Origin of the sequence: Pseudarthrobacter sp. DSP2-3-2b1 (assembly GCF_049895945.1) — a bacterium.
Classification (GTDB): Bacteria; Actinomycetota; Actinomycetes; order Actinomycetales; family Micrococcaceae; genus Arthrobacter.
In genome coordinates this window covers 15,575-31,677 of the sequence record NZ_JAFCTI010000023.1, presented here as the reverse complement: position 1 = coordinate 31,677, position 16,103 = coordinate 15,575, and the positions used below count along the sequence as shown (strand labels likewise).

Annotated in this window: 15 protein-coding genes; 9 read left to right on the top strand and 6 right to left on the bottom strand. The window is 63.9% G+C overall.

Going from position 1 to position 16,103, the window contains the following annotated elements:
- Both ACP7AX_RS18890 and ACP7AX_RS18885 read left to right on the top strand, forming a co-directional pair.
- Positions 1-777 (top strand): glycosyltransferase (locus tag ACP7AX_RS18890; RefSeq protein ID WP_426228692.1); only part of this gene is annotated, 777 nt, incomplete at its 5' end.
- A gap of 7 nt (positions 778-784) precedes the next feature.
- Positions 785-949, top strand: coding sequence for a hypothetical protein (locus ACP7AX_RS18885; protein WP_354149470.1), 165 nt, complete (start codon positions 785-787; stop codon positions 947-949).
- A 120-nt stretch (positions 950-1,069) separates the two neighbouring features.
- Here ACP7AX_RS18885 and ACP7AX_RS18880 read toward each other — a convergent pair whose 3' ends face one another.
- Positions 1,070-2,161 carry a hypothetical protein gene (locus ACP7AX_RS18880; RefSeq protein ID WP_426228689.1) on the bottom strand — a complete coding sequence of 364 codons (1,092 nt, stop codon included), beginning with the start codon at positions 2,159-2,161 and terminating at the stop codon, positions 1,070-1,072.
- Between the two features lie 430 nt (positions 2,162-2,591).
- Here ACP7AX_RS18880 and ACP7AX_RS18875 point away from each other — a divergent pair, with 430 nt between their 5' ends.
- Positions 2,592-3,416 (top strand): response regulator, encoded by an 825-nt coding sequence (locus ACP7AX_RS18875; protein ID WP_131683125.1) that lies wholly within the window; start codon positions 2,592-2,594, stop codon positions 3,414-3,416.
- Positions 3,417-3,555: 139 nt separating this feature from the next.
- Entirely contained in the window at positions 3,556-4,320 is a 765-nt protein-coding gene (locus ACP7AX_RS18870) for a hypothetical protein (protein ID WP_131683320.1), read from the top strand.
- Positions 4,321-5,319: 999 nt separating this feature from the next.
- On the opposite strand, the gene ACP7AX_RS18865 is transcribed toward ACP7AX_RS18870, so the two are convergent.
- Positions 5,320-6,360, bottom strand: a complete 1,041-nt coding sequence (locus ACP7AX_RS18865) for a serine hydrolase domain-containing protein (protein ID WP_426228696.1) — start codon at positions 6,358-6,360, stop codon at positions 5,320-5,322.
- 357 nt (positions 6,361-6,717) lie between these two features.
- Here ACP7AX_RS18865 and ACP7AX_RS18860 point away from each other — a divergent pair, with 357 nt between their 5' ends.
- From ACP7AX_RS18860 to ACP7AX_RS18850, 3 genes are all read left to right on the top strand, one after another.
- On the top strand, positions 6,718-7,929 hold the full coding sequence (locus ACP7AX_RS18860) for an ice-binding family protein (RefSeq protein WP_426228687.1): 1,212 nt from the start codon (positions 6,718-6,720) through the stop codon (positions 7,927-7,929).
- 4 nt (positions 7,930-7,933) lie between these two features.
- A complete protein-coding gene (locus tag ACP7AX_RS18855; protein WP_426228685.1) occupies positions 7,934-8,623 on the top strand; it encodes a class F sortase in 690 nt (229 codons plus the stop codon).
- Between the two features lie 117 nt (positions 8,624-8,740).
- Positions 8,741-9,655 (top strand): AEC family transporter, encoded by a 915-nt coding sequence (locus tag ACP7AX_RS18850; RefSeq protein ID WP_426228694.1) that lies wholly within the window; start codon positions 8,741-8,743, stop codon positions 9,653-9,655.
- Between the two features lie 49 nt (positions 9,656-9,704).
- On the opposite strand, the gene ACP7AX_RS18845 is transcribed toward ACP7AX_RS18850, so the two are convergent.
- The 3 genes from ACP7AX_RS18845 to ACP7AX_RS18835 are packed head-to-tail and all read right to left on the bottom strand — an operon-like array spanning position 9,705 to position 12,129.
- Positions 9,705-10,943, bottom strand: a complete 1,239-nt coding sequence (locus ACP7AX_RS18845) for an MFS transporter (RefSeq protein ID WP_426228683.1) — start codon at positions 10,941-10,943, stop codon at positions 9,705-9,707.
- Positions 10,940-11,524 (bottom strand): TetR/AcrR family transcriptional regulator, encoded by a 585-nt coding sequence (locus ACP7AX_RS18840; RefSeq protein WP_426228681.1) that lies wholly within the window; start codon positions 11,522-11,524, stop codon positions 10,940-10,942. Before ACP7AX_RS18840 ends, ACP7AX_RS18845 begins: the two co-directional genes overlap by 4 nt.
- Positions 11,521-12,129: a sugar O-acetyltransferase gene (locus ACP7AX_RS18835; protein WP_426228679.1), complete on the bottom strand. Its 609-nt coding sequence runs from the start codon at positions 12,127-12,129 to the stop codon at positions 11,521-11,523. Before ACP7AX_RS18835 ends, ACP7AX_RS18840 begins: the two co-directional genes overlap by 4 nt.
- Before the next feature lie 220 nt (positions 12,130-12,349).
- On the opposite strand from ACP7AX_RS18835, the gene ACP7AX_RS18830 reads away from it, so the two are divergent.
- Positions 12,350-12,607 (top strand): hypothetical protein, encoded by a 258-nt coding sequence (locus tag ACP7AX_RS18830; protein ID WP_131683097.1) that lies wholly within the window; start codon positions 12,350-12,352, stop codon positions 12,605-12,607.
- 115 nt (positions 12,608-12,722) lie between these two features.
- Here ACP7AX_RS18830 and katG read toward each other — a convergent pair whose 3' ends face one another.
- On the bottom strand, positions 12,723-15,014 hold the full coding sequence (katG, locus tag ACP7AX_RS18825) for a catalase/peroxidase HPI (RefSeq protein ID WP_426228677.1): 2,292 nt from the start codon (positions 15,012-15,014) through the stop codon (positions 12,723-12,725).
- Between the two features lie 187 nt (positions 15,015-15,201).
- Between katG and ACP7AX_RS18820 the strand changes: the two genes are divergently transcribed.
- The gene (locus ACP7AX_RS18820; protein WP_131683095.1) at positions 15,202-16,050 is read left to right on the top strand and encodes a nucleoside hydrolase; all 849 of its coding nucleotides are present in this window, start codon (positions 15,202-15,204) and stop codon (positions 16,048-16,050) included.
- The last annotated feature ends 53 nt before the right edge of the window (positions 16,051-16,103 follow it).

Below are 16,103 nucleotides of genomic sequence, written 5' to 3'. Positions count from 1 at the left end.
CACCACGCCGCAGCGCGGAATACCTACACGCTGGCGCCATCCTCAGAGTGCGCATCCATGCTTATCTGCGAAGGCCCGGTTTTCCGCGGCGGAGACGGCGGGGGTTTCGTTGGTCACCTGCAGCGCAATGAATACGCCCGTTACGCCCGGGACGTCCGGCGGCTCAACGGTAAATGCCTGGTGGTCACCGGCACGGCCGCGCTGTTCAGGGTGCGGACCCTCCGGGACGTTATTGCCGGGCGGCTAGACGGAACGCTCCCTGCAGGCAATGGTCTCGGCGGTGTGTATGACACGTCGGTCCTGACCGAGGACAACGAGCTGTCCTTCGCCCTGCTGACACTTCTGTACCGGATCAAGTCGCCGGCGGACTGCACCCTGGTCACCGAGGTGATGCCAACGTGGCGCGAGCTTTGGGCGCAGCGCCTGAGGTGGAAGAGGGGCGCCGTGGAAAACTGCGTCCAGTATGGCTGGACGAGGGTTACCCGGCCGTATTGGGGCCGGCAGGCTCTGTCGGTGCTGGGTCTGCTGGTGAGCTTGGCCTATGTATGCACGATCGCGCTTGCACTGGGCACGGGGGCAGGGCTGCACATGCAGCCGTTCTGGCTTGCCGTGACCGGTGTCTTCGTGATCGAACGGGTGGTGACGGTGCGGCTTCGTGGATGGAAGTACATGCTTGCCGCCGCCACCATGTACGAGCTGGTGATCGACCTGTTCCTGCAGGTGGTCCACACGAAGGCGTACGCAGATGCAGCCCTCAACAACAAGAAAGCCTGGTAAAACACCTATGTATGACAACCCAGCAGCACCGATGGCAGCCGGAATCGGCTCCGGAACCCTCGCAATGACCGGCGCCGGCGACCTCTTTTGGGTCGGCCTGGCCGCTTTCGCCATGGTGGCACTCGGCATGGCCGTCAAGCGGATCGTTCCGGTCCGTGGCGGCAACTCCTAACCACCAGTCACCGGGCACCGTGCCCGGGACCGCAGCAAACGCAGGGCAGCCTTCCGGCCGTCCTGCGTTTTTTGCCTTAACTTCGGCATGCCGGGACACGGGCTGGGCTGCGGGTACGGGCTAAGTGACAACGCTGACCACGCTGGAGCATCCGCCCGGATCGCAGACTTTGTAGGTGGTGGTGTTCCCGCCTTTGAATGCGTTGACGTAGGTCCCTGTGTTGGCAATGGTCCTTTGAGTCCCGTTGATCCAGAGCGTCACGCTGCTCCCGGTGGCGCCAGCCCATTTGAGGGTGGTGCTGTTCAGGCCTTTGAGTTTGGAGGTGGACGCCGTGAGGGAGATCGCGGATACCGGGGCTGGCGGCTGGGCCGGGGCGGCGGGGGCGAAACTGAAGTCGCGGACCACCACAGACTCCGGCTTCACGTGGGCAGGATCCCCTCCTCCTCCGCCGGTCACCCACAGGTTGAAGTGCACGCGCTCGCTGGCTGGCACTGGAACCGTGGAACCTTCCAGCACGGTGCGCTTCAGCAGCGTGCCCACAAAACCTTCTCCCGCGTAGGTCTCGAACGTTATCTTGCCCGGTTCCCAGACCATCCGGTGAGTGGTGATGAGGCTGGCGGTCACGTCAAAGGTGACGGTGTTGTTGCCCTGACCGGGCGGTTTGCTGGCGTCGAACCAATAGCCGTGGCCCTGGCTGACGGGCCAGGATTGACCGTAGGCAGCACCTCCTCCCCACGCGGAGGCTTCACAGAGGTCGATCTCGTTGTATCCCGGTTCCGCCAGTGGATCGTAGGTGAACAAGCAGCCCCACACCACTTCCTTCTGCAGCATGCTCAGGTTTTTCTCAACCGTGGTGCTGTATGTTCCGTACCCGAAACCCTGGCGCGTGGACTGGAACTCGGCACCTATGGGCGCCTCGCCTGTCGGGTTTGTCAGCCGGAGTGCCACATAGCCGCTGGCGTCCGGACTGCTGACATTGGCAGCGTCAAAGGCCTTGTTGTATTGCGGTGCCCCGCCCCAGAAGCGCTTCTCCCAATTGAAACCCTCCCACGCGAAGCTTCCGGCGGGTCCGGGGTCCTGGTTCGCTGGCATGGTGTCCGCGGTCTGGGCGCTGGGCACAATAGCCAGCACGGCAAGGGTGGTTGCCGCCAGGACGGCCAGCGGCCTGAAGACGCGGACAGGGCGTGAGACTGAAATGCGAAAAGAAGCCATGGTTGATGCCCCTTGCGTGTTGCTCCCAGCGAGCATGTTGCGCCCCCATTGAGCACAGCTTGATCATCAGTCACAACAGCCCCACAACGCAATAGCCCCTAAAAAATGAAACTTTTGGGAGATTATTCTCAAGAAATACGCAACTAATACTGAAGCTCAAGAAAGACGCAATAAAAGAATCAGATTCGAAATACAGCTCTCACTAGTGTGTAGGCTCGAGAATGTGGCAGCTCCGGCAAATAATGCCGAATACCCATCCGCGGCGCATATGTCTACGAATTGACGGGGAAATAGCGTTTGCTTGCGTGAGGTGGCCACCAACAGGCAGGGCACGGATGCGTTCATGCTCAAACCCGTCCGTGGTCCGCCGCGCACGCCGGCGCGGCGCCAGGCAATGAATAACCAGGTAAAGAATTTTTGGGGGACACGGATGGTGGATCGAGGAATTGCTGTTGTTGTGGAGGACGACGACGATATCAGGACGTGCTTGACTGACGTTTTCCAGCAGTCCGGCTTTGCGGTGCAGGAAGCCGCCTCCGGCCAGGAGGGCGTTCAGGCAGTCCGTGAATACAACCCCGTCATCGTCACTCTGGATGTGGGGCTGCCGGACTTTGACGGGATTGAGGCCGCCCGCCGCATCAGGACCTTCAGTGACGCCTACCTCATCATGGTGACGGGCCGGGTGGACGAAGCAGACGCCCTCATGGGCTTCGAGGCCGGCGCTGATGACTACCTCACCAAACCCTTCCGCCCAAGGGAACTGCGTGCCCGCATTGCGGCAATGCTGAGGCGGCCGCGGGTCCTCAACGTAGGCTCAGCGGAAAGTGCCCCGGGTCCGTGGTCTTCAGGCGGCCACGAGCCTTTTGGGCAGCTGTCCGTACCGCAGTCGCTCCAGGATCTTGCGTCCGCGCAGCAGGCAGGCATGATCGTGCGCTGCGACTTTGAGCACCGGGGCCTGACCCTCCATGAGGGCTCGCGGGCCGCTGCCATCCACGGTAAAGCGGTTGATCTCACGAGGACACAGTTTGACCTGCTGCTGGTGCTGATGGAAAACGGGCGGGTGGTTCAGACCAAAGCAGACCTGGTCCGCCGGCTCCGCAACGAGCCCTACAGCACCGGCTCCTACGTCAGCACCGGCGAGGAGCGCGCCGTCGAGGTCCATCTGGGAAATCTGCGGAAGCGTTTGGGGGACAGTACCCGCTCGCCGCGCTGGGTGGAGACGGTGCGTGGGGTTGGGTACCGGCTGACCCCCTAAAGGTGTCCATCCAGCACCCCTGTGGAGCCTTTTGTTATGACGCGCAACAGTTCGGTGCCAATCGCTTTCCTTGAGGCTCCTTGTATGCGCGCCGGCCCCACAATTTAAGGACCACATGTCAGGCCCAAAGGAGGGTGTGATGCGCAGTCCTTCCGCGTCAGGTGCGGCAATCCCCACGGCTTTTCTCGTTGCTTTCCTGCTCGCCGGCTGCGGTCCGCAGGCAACGCCGCCGACGACGACCGGCAGCCCCGGCGGGGCTCCCACGTCCGCTTCGGCTACCGCTTCCGCAGCGCCGACGTCGACCGGCGCGCCTTCCGTGGCGCCCAGCCCAACGGGCACCGCACCGGCGCCGGACTCCTGGACAAGCTTCACCACATCGGATGGCGAGCTGACCTTCGACCACCCGGCAGCCTGGAGCGTACGGGACCCCGCCGGGGAGCTGCCCGAGGGCGGCGGGGCGTTCGCCGAGGTGACCAACGCGGCAGGCAGGCCGCTGGCCACGCTCCGGACCAACATGGCCACGGGGTCCACGTGCATGGAAAAGTACCCGTACGAGGTGCTGGAGACGCAGGAACTGCCCGCCCTGGCACAAGATGGAGCAGCACCCCGCTACGTCTATGAGACCCGCGGGAACGACGCAGCGCCGGGACCTGCCGACACCCCAGCAGCGGCCTACGGCATCACCACCATGCAGCCGCCAGCCGGCGACTCCACCTGCGCCATCTTCCACTTCTTCACCTGGCCGCCCACCGCAGCCATGTTCGGGGCGTTCTTCAGCCCGGACAACAACGTAACGCCCGGGGCGGAGTCCCTGCCCTATCTGGAACAGGCGAAGAAGTACGCGGAAACGGAGGAGTACGCGGACATCAAGCGGATGATCACGTCGCTGCGGCCCGCTGGGTGACCCGGCTGGGCCGCCTCCGGAAATCAGGCGGCTCAAGGTTCCCTCAAGATTGTCGGCAAGGGCCCCGGATGGCGATTCGGCGTCCCGGCGAGCCCGTAGATTCAGTTACGGCTTTGGTTTGCTTTCCCAACCCGAAGCCTCGGAAGCCCCCGCGCTGGAGTTCAACTCGCGTGGGGGCTTCCGATCAACAGGCGCGTGCTCAGCTAGCTCTTCCTCAACGCCTCGCAGATATCGAATGATCTGCCGGACGTGCTCTGAAGAGTCCAAACGCCGGCTTTATCAACGGTGTACACGACCCGTCCAACGTACAGCGTCGTGGAGGGACCCGCGGGTATATCTGTTGGGAAGAAAATGAGGACGTTATGGCCAGTGACTGAGCTTGTGGAAGTCCCCGTCTTTGCGTTGTAAGTCGTTCTGTTCACCGACCCATTCGACTCGAAGGTGATGGAGGCGTTCGTGGTGAGGTTCGTAAATGTCAGGGTGTAGCCCTTTCCGGCTTCGATGGATTCACGACGTTTCCGTCGCGGTCTTCGAACTCCCTGTAATTTCGCGAACCGACGCTGGTGATGCTAAGAGCAAATTCTTTACATGCGAGGCCCTTCTCAACAACCTGGGTAAAGCTTGGGGCAGGTGTAGGGACGGCGCTGGCGGCCGGCGCGCCGCACAACATGGCGGCGATACTTGCCACCGCGGCAAGGCTGGCAACTGACTTTCGGTTCATCGGAATACCTCCACTGCTAAGAAGCGATGCTTCCCTAATAGCACGCCGTCATATGACTGACAGTGGAGACCGTTCGCCGTTGACCATCAAAACTTAGGACCGGCCATTCCAGCTGTCAACGGGTTTTTCTTACCTGCCCAGCCGGTAGTCGCGGACGCGACAATTAGAGCTTGGTCACCTTTCAGCGGTCGGGCGGCGCTGAAATCGCCGGTCATGCTCATGAAGCTCAGCCCGATGGCGGAAACCTCCAAAAGCCTGGGCATGCCTGACGTCACCCTTTACTGTTTAGGGCACAGCCGGTCCAGCGTTTCCTGCAGGGCAGATGCTATGTGACCGTCCCACAGGGTGAGCTTGTCTTCGGTTGCGCGGTCTTCCAGGGGTGTTGGCAAAGGCGGGGGAACCAGCGTCATGGTGGCTTGGTACTGGCCGTCGGTGCTGGCCATCGCCGCCGTGCGATAGGCCCAGATGCCACCCCTGCCGCCGTACCGGAATTCGCCGTCGCAGCCGGGGGCCCACTTGATGAGGCCCAACCCGAACATGGGGAGGTGGTCCGTTCGGAACATCTCCTGCAGCGATGCGTCAGATAGCAGCTCACCGCGGAAGAGGGCCGCGTAGAAGCTGTTGACGTCCGGGACGGAGGAGATGGCTCCGAAGGCGGGAGAACCAATATCCCCTGGAAGCTGGGTGATATCCAGCCGTTCGCCCTTGAGCGTGATGTAGCCGTGGATCATGTCGGGTGTGTCCGCTACAGGCTGGTCAATCGACGTGGATTTAACCCCCAGCCTGTCGATGACATCCTCCCGCAGAACCTCCGTGTAGGGGCGGCCCCGGAGGGTCTCGATCAGTTGTCCGAGGGCAAAATAGCCTGAGTCTGAGTACTTGAAGTGCCCCACATCCATTGCTTCCCACGGCAGCTGAGCTGTCAGTTCTAGCACGCGTTGGGTGCTGAGGTCCTCGCTGACGATCCTCGGGATGTCTTCCGCGTTTCTCTCCGTTACCTCCTGGAACGTGCCCATGCCGGAGGTGTGTCCTAGTAATTGACGGACAGTTATGGGGGCGGGCGGTTTCAATACCGTGGTGAAGCTGTCTATGAAGCCGTTGACGGGATCGTCCAAACGGATCAGGCCGTCTTCCACCATCTTCATGACCGACACGGCCGTCATGGACTTGGTGATGCTGGCAACGGACACCCTATCGGCCGGTGTGGCCGGCTCCGGTGACTCGAGACTCCGTACTCCGTACGCCCTTGACCAGGTTCCCCCAGGCCATCTGACTTCCGTCACCACCGCCACAGCCCCCTGGTCGAGGAATGAGCGCATGGTGCGGTCGAGAACTGCCGTTGCGGATGGTTCCGTGCTGGAAGGAATCGGACTGTTGACAGGTCCGGTGCACGCAGAGAGGACTATGACAGCGGCCGCCGCTGCCCTGAGGAACTTTGCGGAAGTTTTCATGACGCCGCCCAACTGTTCGCAGCCACTTCATTTTACAGCGCTGACCTGCATCAACAGGCTGCGGGCAGGCAGAAGCTGCACCCCAGCCCGGCCAGGGCTCGTTTCCTGCCTATCCATCTTCGTAGGTCTGGCGCGGTTTCGGGCGTAGAGTCCGCTAATAAGCTCCCTTACAAATTTGTCGGGCAGTGTCTGAGGGCTTACGTCCTCATGGGGGAAGGATCTGCCATGCAAGTACGTGCCGTGCAACAGGGGTCGCATCAGCCAATCGCGGGAATATCACACCGCCGTAAAGCGGCCACGGTGGGCGGTGCAGCGGGGGTTCTTCTCCTTGCTGTGGGACTGTTGTGGCAGCAGTCGCCGGCCTTCGCCGCCACTTCAGTGGGCTTGGGAACGGCGGCCTCGTACTCAGTGCTGGCGGGCACCACGGTGACCAATACCGGCCCCTCCAGCCTCCAGTCCGATCTGGGCGTGAGCCCGGGCACCGCAATTACGGGATTCCCGCCGGGCGTTGCAGGCGGGGCAATCCACAGAGCAGGCGCGGTGGCACTCCAGGCGCAGTCCGACGTCGGAATTGCCTACGACAACGCTGCCGGCCAGGCAGCCACCACCAGCGTTTCAGGGGACCTGGTGGGCCGGACCCTGACGGAGGGCGTCTACAACTCCACTTCCTCGTTGGCCCTCACCGGGCAGCTCACCCTCGACGGCCAGGGAAATCCCAACTCCGTCTTTGTCTTCCAGGTGGCTTCGGCCCTGGACACCGCCTCAGCCAGCAGCGTCATCCTGACTAACGGAGCCCAGGCCTGCAACGTGTTCTGGCAGGTGGGCAGCTCGGCCACTCTGGGCACAGTCTCGACCTTCAAGGGGACAATTCTTGCCCTCACCTCCATAACAGTCCAGACCGGTGCCACGGTGGAGGGCCGGGCCCTGGCCCGCAACGGGCAGGTCTCCCTGGACACGAACGTGTTTAGGACCCCCGTCTGCACCACTACGCCCGCCACGTCGTCGCCGGCCACCACGGGCTCGCCGTCGGCGACCGGCACGCCAACAGATACAGTCTCAGCAACCGCCACGCCGACGACGACAACCACCGTGAGTGCCACGCCGACGACGACAACCACCGTGAGTGCCACGCCGACAGCGACGGACACTTCGACCGCGACGGCGACGCCCACCGTGACAGAGACTCTCGCAGCGGGGGCGGGAGGCACCTCAACAACTGCTCCCACCTCGGCGGCACCGCTTGCCGGGACCGGCAACGGGCCCGGAACAGGCGCGTCCGGCGGCCGTAACCAGGGCACCAACGTTGACACGGCAGCTGGTCTGTCAAACGAGGGCGCGGCTGCTCTCTTGGCAATCATTGCCGGGCTGGCCTTGACTGCAGCAGTGGCGGTTGGCACAAGGTCAGTGGCCGGCAGGCGCCGCAGCAGTCAGGAATAGCGGCTTGCGGCGGGGAGCGGTGACGGGCAGGCACCTCCGCGCGCCCGCCCCTGCCTTCAAGCGGAGCAGGGTGGCCGGCATCCGGTCCCTGGTGGGTGCCTTGGCCCTGTCCGTTGTGCTCATCGGCTGGGGATCGTCACAGGCAACAGTCCCGACGGCGGCGCCTCCACCCTCGCTGGCGGCAAGTCCGCCCGCTCCCGCCCCCGCCGTTGCTGCGGTTCAGCCCACGCCGGCACCCGCGCCTGCCCTCGGCTCGCCGCCAATGCACATCACGTACGCGGGCGCGGGGATGGACCAAGCGGTACTGCCGCTTACGCCGACGGAGGAGGAACGGAGCATCGCGGCCCTGGTTCCTCCGCACACTGCCGACGCCTACTGGCTCACGTCCTATGGCGTTCCCGGCGCAGGGTCAACAAACACCACGTACATCGTCGGGCACAGCTGGGAAGGGCGGGAGTCACCTTTCAACAACCTCAGTTCGCTGGCCAAGGCCGGTGACCGCCTGACTGTCACCACAGCTGAAGGCCCGCTCGGTTACAGCATTGACCGGATCACCACGGAGTACAAGGACACCTTGAGGGACAGCGCAATCTGGGACATGGTGCCAGGCCGGCTCATCCTCATCACGTGCTTTACCGAGGACCTGTGGGGCAAAAACATCATTGTGCAGGCCAGCCCGGTGCCGGCCGGCTAGCTGCTTCTCAGCAGCGTTTCGACCCTCCGCTCATCACAATGTCAGTCCCGGTGCATCAATCCCGTAGCGTAAACAGCGGCTGCAACGAACTGACTTGAGGGGCAACGCTTGGACGGAGTGCTAAAAGGCTTCTTCGTCGTCGGCGCGGTACTGCTGGTGGGCTACGTCCTGGGCAGGACCAATGCGTTAGGGCCGCACGGGACAAAGGTGCTGTCCACGCTGACCTTTCTGGTGGGACTGCCCAGCCTGATGTTTTCCATGATCGCCTCACGCCATATCTCGGAGGTCCTCAGCCAGACAGGCCTGATCTCTGTGGTGACGGCCGTGGCGGTCATGCTGATTTTCGCAGTTGCCGGAGCAATCGGCCGTTGGGGAGTCCGCCGGACCACCATCGGGGCCCTGGCTACCGGGATCGTCAATTCCACGAACCTGGGCGTCCCGCTGTCCCTGTACATTCTCGGCAGCGCCACCTTCGTCACCCCCATCATGCTCTTCCAGTTGGCCATCCTGACACCGGTCGCCCTGACGATCCTGGATCTCACGGACCCTGACGGGAAAAGAGCATCCGTGGGGCAGATACTCTCCACCCCGTTCCGCAACCCCGTCACCGTGGCGGCAATTCTCGGGATCATCGTCAGCGCATCCGGCCTTGAAATTCCTGCCCTTGCGCTGGACCCGTTGATATTGATCTCAGAAGTAACTGTTCCACTCATGCTGATCATTTTCGGCATGTCCCTCCACGGGCTCTCGCCCAGACAAGGTACCGGCGACCGCGCTCCTACACTGCTGGCCGTCATCCTCAAATCCGGAGTCCATCCGCTTCTTGCCTGGGCCTTGGCAGTGGTTGTCTTCCACCTTGACTCGTTCAGCACGTTCGTCGTCGTGGCCTGCGCAATACTCCCTACCGGGCAGAACGTGGTCCTCTACGCAGTCCGGTACGGCGTGGCCCAAAAGATAGCCCAGTCCACTGCGGTAATCACGAGTGTCCTCGCAGTACCTCTGCTTCTGGGAGCGGCCTGGCTCATGGGCTGAGCCCGCCCACCCAGGTGCGGACCGCCGTCGTCCGTCTTCCAGCAGTGCGCTAGCGGCTCCCGGCCGTTGCCCTGCCCGGCAGCACTGGTGAGGCCAGCAGGACCAGGAGCCCGGCCAGGGGCACCACCATAAGGCCCGTGCGGAGGCTGGTGCTGTCCGCGATTGCGCCCACGATCGGCGGAGACAGGAGGAATCCTAAGCGCATGAGCCAGCTGACCACGGTGAGGCCGGTACCGGTTTTCAGGCCGGGCAGTTCATCGGCTGAGTGCATTGCGGCCGGTACGAGCGTTGCCACGCCGAGGCCGGCAAGGCCGAAGCCGATGATGGTGAGCGGAACGGAGGGGAAGAGCAGCGCAAGGCCCATGCCTGCCGCCGCGAGGATACCGCCCGCCTGTGCAACGGTGCGCTGGCCGAAGCGGTCCACGAGCCGGTCGCCGAAGAGCCGGCCCACAAACTGCAGCCCCACCAAGGCCACGTATCCAAGGCCCGCGATGGTGACGGGAGCGCCGAGCGGTCCGGCGAGATACACCGCGGCCCACGAACTTCCGGCATCCTCCACGAGGGCACCGGCCGCAGCAATCAGGACCAGGGCCGCAAGCACCCCGATCATCACCCAGCGCCGGGCACTTCCGGCCGCGTTTCCACCGGCCGGGCTAGTTGAATCCGCGGGTTTTTCTTCAAGCTCTTCAGGCTCGGCCCCGGGCAGGAGGAACCGGTAGAACACCAATGCCAGGATGCTGAAGATTGCGAGGGATCCCGCCAGGTGCACGCCCCGCGGCACTTCCAGGCCGGCGGCCGCGGCTCCCATCAGGCCTCCCAGCACAGCTCCAATGCTCCACACTGCATGGAACGAGTTGAGGATGGACCGGCTGTAGAGCTTTTGGACGCGCAGGCCGTGCGAGTTCTGTGCAACGTCCACGATGGCGTCCATGGAGCCGGCGATGAACAGGGCCACAGTGAGGGCCAGCCAGGACGGTGCCAGGCCCGCGAGCAGGATCGCGAGGCCGATGAGGATGGTGCCTGCAGTGGCTACACGGGCGGAGCGGAAACGCCGGATCAGGGTGCCCGAGGCCAGTCCTGCGGTGATGGCACCCAGCGGAAAGGCCGCGATGGCGATGCCCAGCGCCGCGTTGCTGAGCCCTAGTTCGGCTTTGATCGCGGGGTAATGGGGGAGCAGGTTGGCGAAGAGGGCGCCGTTGGTGAGGAACAGGACGGCGACGGCGGCGCGGGCGTGACCGAGCCGCTTGGGGGTGTATTCTGCGGCAACCGTGGGGGTGAGGGCGGTCATGTGGTGGTAATCCTTCGGACAGCTTCACGGACAGTACTGACGGGCATGGGGTCGAGGGAGAGCGCCCGGTGCATGGTCAGGCCTTCAATCATGGCGTCGATCATGACGGTGGTTTCCGGTTCGAAATGGCGTTCCAGGGCCGCTCGGCTTCGCGCCATCCAGGCGTTGGTGATGGTGCGTATTTCCGGCCGGCGTGCGGCGAGCGAGTACAGCTCGTACGTCGCCACCAGCGCATCGGGGCGGTTGAGTACGGTGCCGGTGATCAGCCCCACGATTGCCTCCACGGCTTCCTCAGGGGTCCGGGCCTGCAGCATTGCCTGGTCGAAGGCATCCGCGGCTTCCTCAGCCAGCCGGGTGAAAGCCGCAGTGAGCAGCTCGTCCATACCGGCGAAGTGGTAGGTCATCGAGCCCAGGGGAACCTCCGCTGCCGCGGCCACGCGCCGGTGGGACGTCCCGGCAACGCCGCGCTCGGCGATGACTGCGAGGGCAACATTGATGAGCCGCTCCCTTCGGTCCGGTTCGTGGCGCCGCTGGCGTTGCTTAGGTGGAGTGCCGGAAACTGAATCGGCCGACGGCGTCATGCCGGGTCGATCGGATCGGCTGCGGTGAGGGTGCGGAGCACGCGGGCGGGATTTCCCGCAACAACCACGTTCGCCGGGACGTCGCGCGTGACCACTGTGCCTGCCCCCACCACGGAGTTTTCGCCCACCGTGACGCCGGGCAGAATGATCGCACCGCCGCCGATCCAGACGTTATCCGCAATGGTGATGGGCTTTGCGCCTTCCACTTTCGCGCGCCGCGGTTCGGGCGCCACGGGATGGGTGGGCGTGAGGAGCTGGACGTTCGGTCCGATCTGGACGTCATCACCAATGGTGATGGGGCCGACGTCGAGCGCTGTCAGGTTGTAGTTGATGAACGTCCTGGCGCCGATGGAGATGTAGCTGCCGTAGTCCACGCGGAGCGGCGGGCGGATCTCGGTATCGTCGCCCAGTGACCCAAGAAGTTCCACCAGGATGGCGCGGCCGGCGTCCGGATCCGTTGGCCAGGTCTGTTCAAAACGGGCCGATAGCTCGATGGCGCGGCGATTCGCCACTGCCAGATCGGGGTCGTCGGCGATGTAGTCGTCTCCGTCCAGCATCCGTTGACGCATGCTGCGGCCGTCGCCGACCAGGTATTGGTGCTCCATGGCGCTCCTACGCAAAAAGTTTCTTAGGTACGATCGTACATTAAAAGTGTACGATCGTACACATTGAGCATCGGCACCGTGCCACGCGACCCAGCTGACACCAGTGTGTGGCACACTTCTGACACACGAAGTGCAGCGGGCCCGGAATCCGTGTAGATTCCACACTTGCAGGCGTGCCGCCGGGACGTCTCCTTCGGTTGTGTTGAGGAAGTGAGCTGTCATGACCAATCCCCATTTTGAGGTCTTTCTCGCGCAGTCCCTCCGTGAGGATGAGGAGAATGAGGCAGGACTGGGCCGGGACGAGCTTTACGGCGTCTACACCAGCTGGTGCCTCCTGAACAATGAGGAGCCGCAGGCCCCCGAGGACCTTTGGGCCGCGCTGAAGGAACACAGCATCACGCCCTCAAACAATCACCTGGCCATGAAGGGACCGGCAGCTGCCGACTACATCATTGCCAGTGCGCCGGACATCGTCTAAAAAGTTCATTCCCTTCCAGCTCAAGGAACCCCTCAACACGCAGGTCCGGCCCGGCCGCAGGTGCAGCCGGGCCGGATGCCTGTTGTTAAACCGAACTCAGGTCAGTAAGCCGGGCTCAGTTCAGATCGAACCGGTCGAGCTCCATGACCTTCACCCAAGCGGCGACGAAGTCGTTGACGAACTTCTCCTTGGCGTCGTCGCTGGCGTAGACCTCGGCCAGAGCCCGGAGCTGGGAGTTTGATCCGAAGACCAGGTCTACCGATGTTGCGGTCCATTTCCGTTCACCGGTGGCGACGTCAGTGATTTCGTAGACGTTCTCCTCCTCCGATGCCTTCCACTTCGTGCCGGGGGAGAGCAGGTTGACGAAGAAGTCATTCGTCAGGACCTGGGGCCTGTCGGTGAGGACGCCGTGGGCGGAGCCGCCGAGGTTGGTGCCCAGGGCTCGCATGCCGCCCACCAGTACAGTCATCTCCGGCGCGGTGAGGTCCAGCAGGTACGCCTTGTCCAGCAGGAGAGTCTCCGGCTGGAGCTTTCCCCCGGGGCGCACGTAGTTGCGGAACCCGTCCGCCCTCGGCTGCAGGTACTGGAAGGACTCGACGTCGGTCTGGTCCTGAGCGGCATCGGTGCGGCCCGGCCGGAACGGCACGGTGACGGCGAAGCCGGCGTCCTTGGCGGCCTTCTCCACCGCCGCGCAGCCCCCGAGGACGATCAGGTCCGCGAGCGAGACCTTCTTGCCCCCGGCCTGGGCGGAGTTGAACTGCTGCTGCACTGCCTCAATCGCCTGCAGTGCAGACCCCAGCTGCTCTGGCTCACTGGACTCCCAGCCGCGCTGGGGTTCCAGCCTGATCCGCGCGCCGTTGGCGCCGCCGCGTTTGTCCGTCTTGCGGAACGTGGCCGCCGAGGTCCAGGCCGTGCTGGCTAGCTGTGAAACGGACAGGCCCGAGTCCAGAAGCTGAGCCTTCAACCCCGCGACGTCCTGCTCGTTGACCAGCTCGTGGTCCACCTCCGGGACAGGATCCTGCCAGAGCTGCGGGGCAGGTACCCAGGGCCCCAGCATGTGCGGGCCGACCGGGCCCATATCGCGGTGCAGCAGCTTGTACCAGGCCTTCGCGAACGCGAGCGCAAACTCGTCCGGGTTCGCCAGGAAGCGCCGCCCTATCTCGCCGTAGACCGGGTCAACCCGCAGCGACAGGTCTGTTGTCAGCATGGTGGGGCGGTGCTTTTTCGCCGGGTCATGCGCGGCGGGGATGATTGCCGGAGCGTCCTTGGCAACCCACTGGTTCGCGCCCCCCGGGCTCTTGACCAGCTCGTATTCGTACTCAAACAGAATCTCCAGGAAGCGGTTGCTCCACTGGGTGGGCTTGTCCGTCCAGGTGACCTCGAGGCCGGACGTGATGGTGTCGTTGCCCTTGCCGCTGCCGTAAGTACTGAGCCAGCCCAGGCCCTGGTCCTCCAGGTTCGCGCCTTCCGGCTCGGGGCCAACGTAGTCGCCGGCCACAGCGGCGCCGTGGGTCTTGCCGAAGGTGTGGCCGCCGGCGATCAGCGCGAAAGTTTCCTCGTCATCCATGGCCATGCGCTTGAAGGTTTCGCGGATGAACGCTGCGGCCAGTTTAGGATCCGGATTGCCCATCGGCCCCTCGGGGTTGACGTAGATCAGGCCCATCTCCGTGGAGCCCACCTCTTCCGCCATCTGGCCTTCGCCGATGTAGCGTTCGTCGCCGAGCCAGGTGTCCTCCGGGCCCCAGAAGATCTCCTCGGGCTCCCACACGTCCTCGCGGCCGAATGCGAAGCCAAAGGTCTTGAAGCCCATCGATTCGAGGGCAACGTTGCCCGCCAGGACCAGCAGATCGGCCCAGGAAACCTTCTGGCCGTACTTCTGCTTGACCGGCCACAGCAGCCGCCGGGCCTTGTCCAGGTTAGCGTTGTCCGGCCAGCTGTTGAGCGGCGCGAACCGCTGGCTGCCGTCCCCTGCACCGCCGCGGCCGTCATAGACGCGGTAGGTGCCGGCCGCATGCCAGCTCAGCCGGATCATCAGGCCGCCGTAGTGGCCGAAGTCGGCGGGCCACCATTCCTGGGAGGTGGTCAGGACCTGGGTGATGTCCTGCTTGAGCGCCTCGACGTCGAGCTTCTGGAATTCTTCGCGGTAACTGTACGCGGATCCGAGCGGGTTGCCCGCGGGCTGGTGGGCGTGGAGAACGCTGAGATCGAGCTGGTTCGGCCACCAGTCCGCAACGGTCCGCGGCCGGTGCGCCTTGGGTTCCGGCGAGTCGATGGCAGGGTTTTCACTCTCGCTGCCGCGCGCCGTCGCGCTGTCGTGGGCAACCGGGCACCCACCCTCAACCTTGCTGTCCAGGCCCTGGGCGCTTCCCGGGGTGGGGACCGGAGGGTGTTCCTGGCTATCGCTCATGTGCTTCCTTCCATATGGCCGAGGCCGTGGACGGACTCGGGCGGCCGGTTCAACCCTCCCATTTGAACATAGACAGGTGGGCTGGGGGAGGGGTCACTTAGGGCATGCGCTTCGATCTCGATGACAAGCCTTTTCAGCTAATGAAATCCACCGCTGGAAAGGGTTATGACTGGGCCAGTCTTTTCACATGATCCTTATTCAGCCGCACTGCCGCGTCATGATCGACAATGACTGGGCAGGTGATCCGGACGGGCTGCTGGGACTGGCCCATCATGCTCTCTCACCCGCAAACCGCATTCTTGCCGTCACAAGTTCCTTGACCAACCCGATGTTTGGGCCGCCGGAGGGCATGGCCAAAAAAGGGGCGGGCCTGGCGGAGGACCTGCTGCGCGTCCTGGACTACCCGCACAGGTTAACTGTCCACGCGGGTCCTGACTCTCAGTTCACCGGAGAGCCCCGTGAGACAGGCGCCGCCCGTGCCATCATTGACGCGGCCGGCGACGTCGGCGACATTCCGCTGTTCCTTGTATGCGCCGGCCCCCTGACGAACGTCGCTGACGCGCTTCTTCTGGATCCGGAGCTCGCGTCCCTGATCACGCTCGTGTGGGTGGGCGGTTCGGCGCGTGGCGATAATGCCGACGAGTACAACTACTTCACCGATCCTGCCGCCGCAGAATTTGTCCTGGCCAATCAACGCCTGGACATCTGGCAGTTCCCGGCCGAAACGTACCGCAGGCTCGTGGTTTCTGTCGCCGAACTGGACCAGGCGCTGGAAAAATCAGGTCCTGCAGGCAGGTGGCTATGGGACGTATTTAACGGTTTGAAGGTGCCTGACTCCATCAAATTCGGCCCGTTGTGGTGTCTGGGGGACAGCGCTCCACTCATCGTTACAGGCATTGGCGACGTGACGTCGTCGTTCGAGCAAACGAGCACGTCACCGGGCCGAAGAATCTACACAAACGTCGATTCGCGGCTGGTCATCGCAGACTTCTTTGCCCGGATGGAGTTGCACGCCGGGCGGCAGGCGGGAAATTAGCGTCCAGGGACGCGCTTAACGCGAGGCGCCGACGGCGGGAGTCCCGCCGTCGG

Coding starts and splice junctions, on each gene's coding strand:
- ACP7AX_RS18840 (WP_426228681.1), bottom strand. CDS start 11,524: ATGACGCCGTCGGCCGATTCAGTTTCCGGCACTCCACCTAAGCAACGC.
- ACP7AX_RS18830 (WP_131683097.1), top strand. CDS start 12,350: ATGACCAATCCCCATTTTGAGGTCTTTCTCGCGCAGTCCCTCCGTGAG.
- ACP7AX_RS18820 (WP_131683095.1), top strand. CDS start 15,202: ATGATCCTTATTCAGCCGCACTGCCGCGTCATGATCGACAATGACTGG.
- ACP7AX_RS18875 (WP_131683125.1), top strand. CDS start 2,592: ATGGTGGATCGAGGAATTGCTGTTGTTGTGGAGGACGACGACGATATC.
- ACP7AX_RS18870 (WP_131683320.1), top strand. CDS start 3,556: ATGCGCAGTCCTTCCGCGTCAGGTGCGGCAATCCCCACGGCTTTTCTC.
- ACP7AX_RS18865 (WP_426228696.1), bottom strand. CDS start 6,360: ATGCGCTCATTCCTCGACCAGGGGGCTGTGGCGGTGGTGACGGAAGTC.
- ACP7AX_RS18835 (WP_426228679.1), bottom strand. CDS start 12,129: ATGGAGCACCAATACCTGGTCGGCGACGGCCGCAGCATGCGTCAACGG.
- ACP7AX_RS18885 (WP_354149470.1), top strand. CDS start 785: ATGTATGACAACCCAGCAGCACCGATGGCAGCCGGAATCGGCTCCGGA.
- ACP7AX_RS18880 (WP_426228689.1), bottom strand. CDS start 2,161: ATGGCTTCTTTTCGCATTTCAGTCTCACGCCCTGTCCGCGTCTTCAGG.
- katG (WP_426228677.1), bottom strand. CDS start 15,014: ATGAGCGATAGCCAGGAACACCCTCCGGTCCCCACCCCGGGAAGCGCC.
- ACP7AX_RS18860 (WP_426228687.1), top strand. CDS start 6,718: ATGCAAGTACGTGCCGTGCAACAGGGGTCGCATCAGCCAATCGCGGGA.
- ACP7AX_RS18845 (WP_426228683.1), bottom strand. CDS start 10,943: ATGACCGCCCTCACCCCCACGGTTGCCGCAGAATACACCCCCAAGCGG.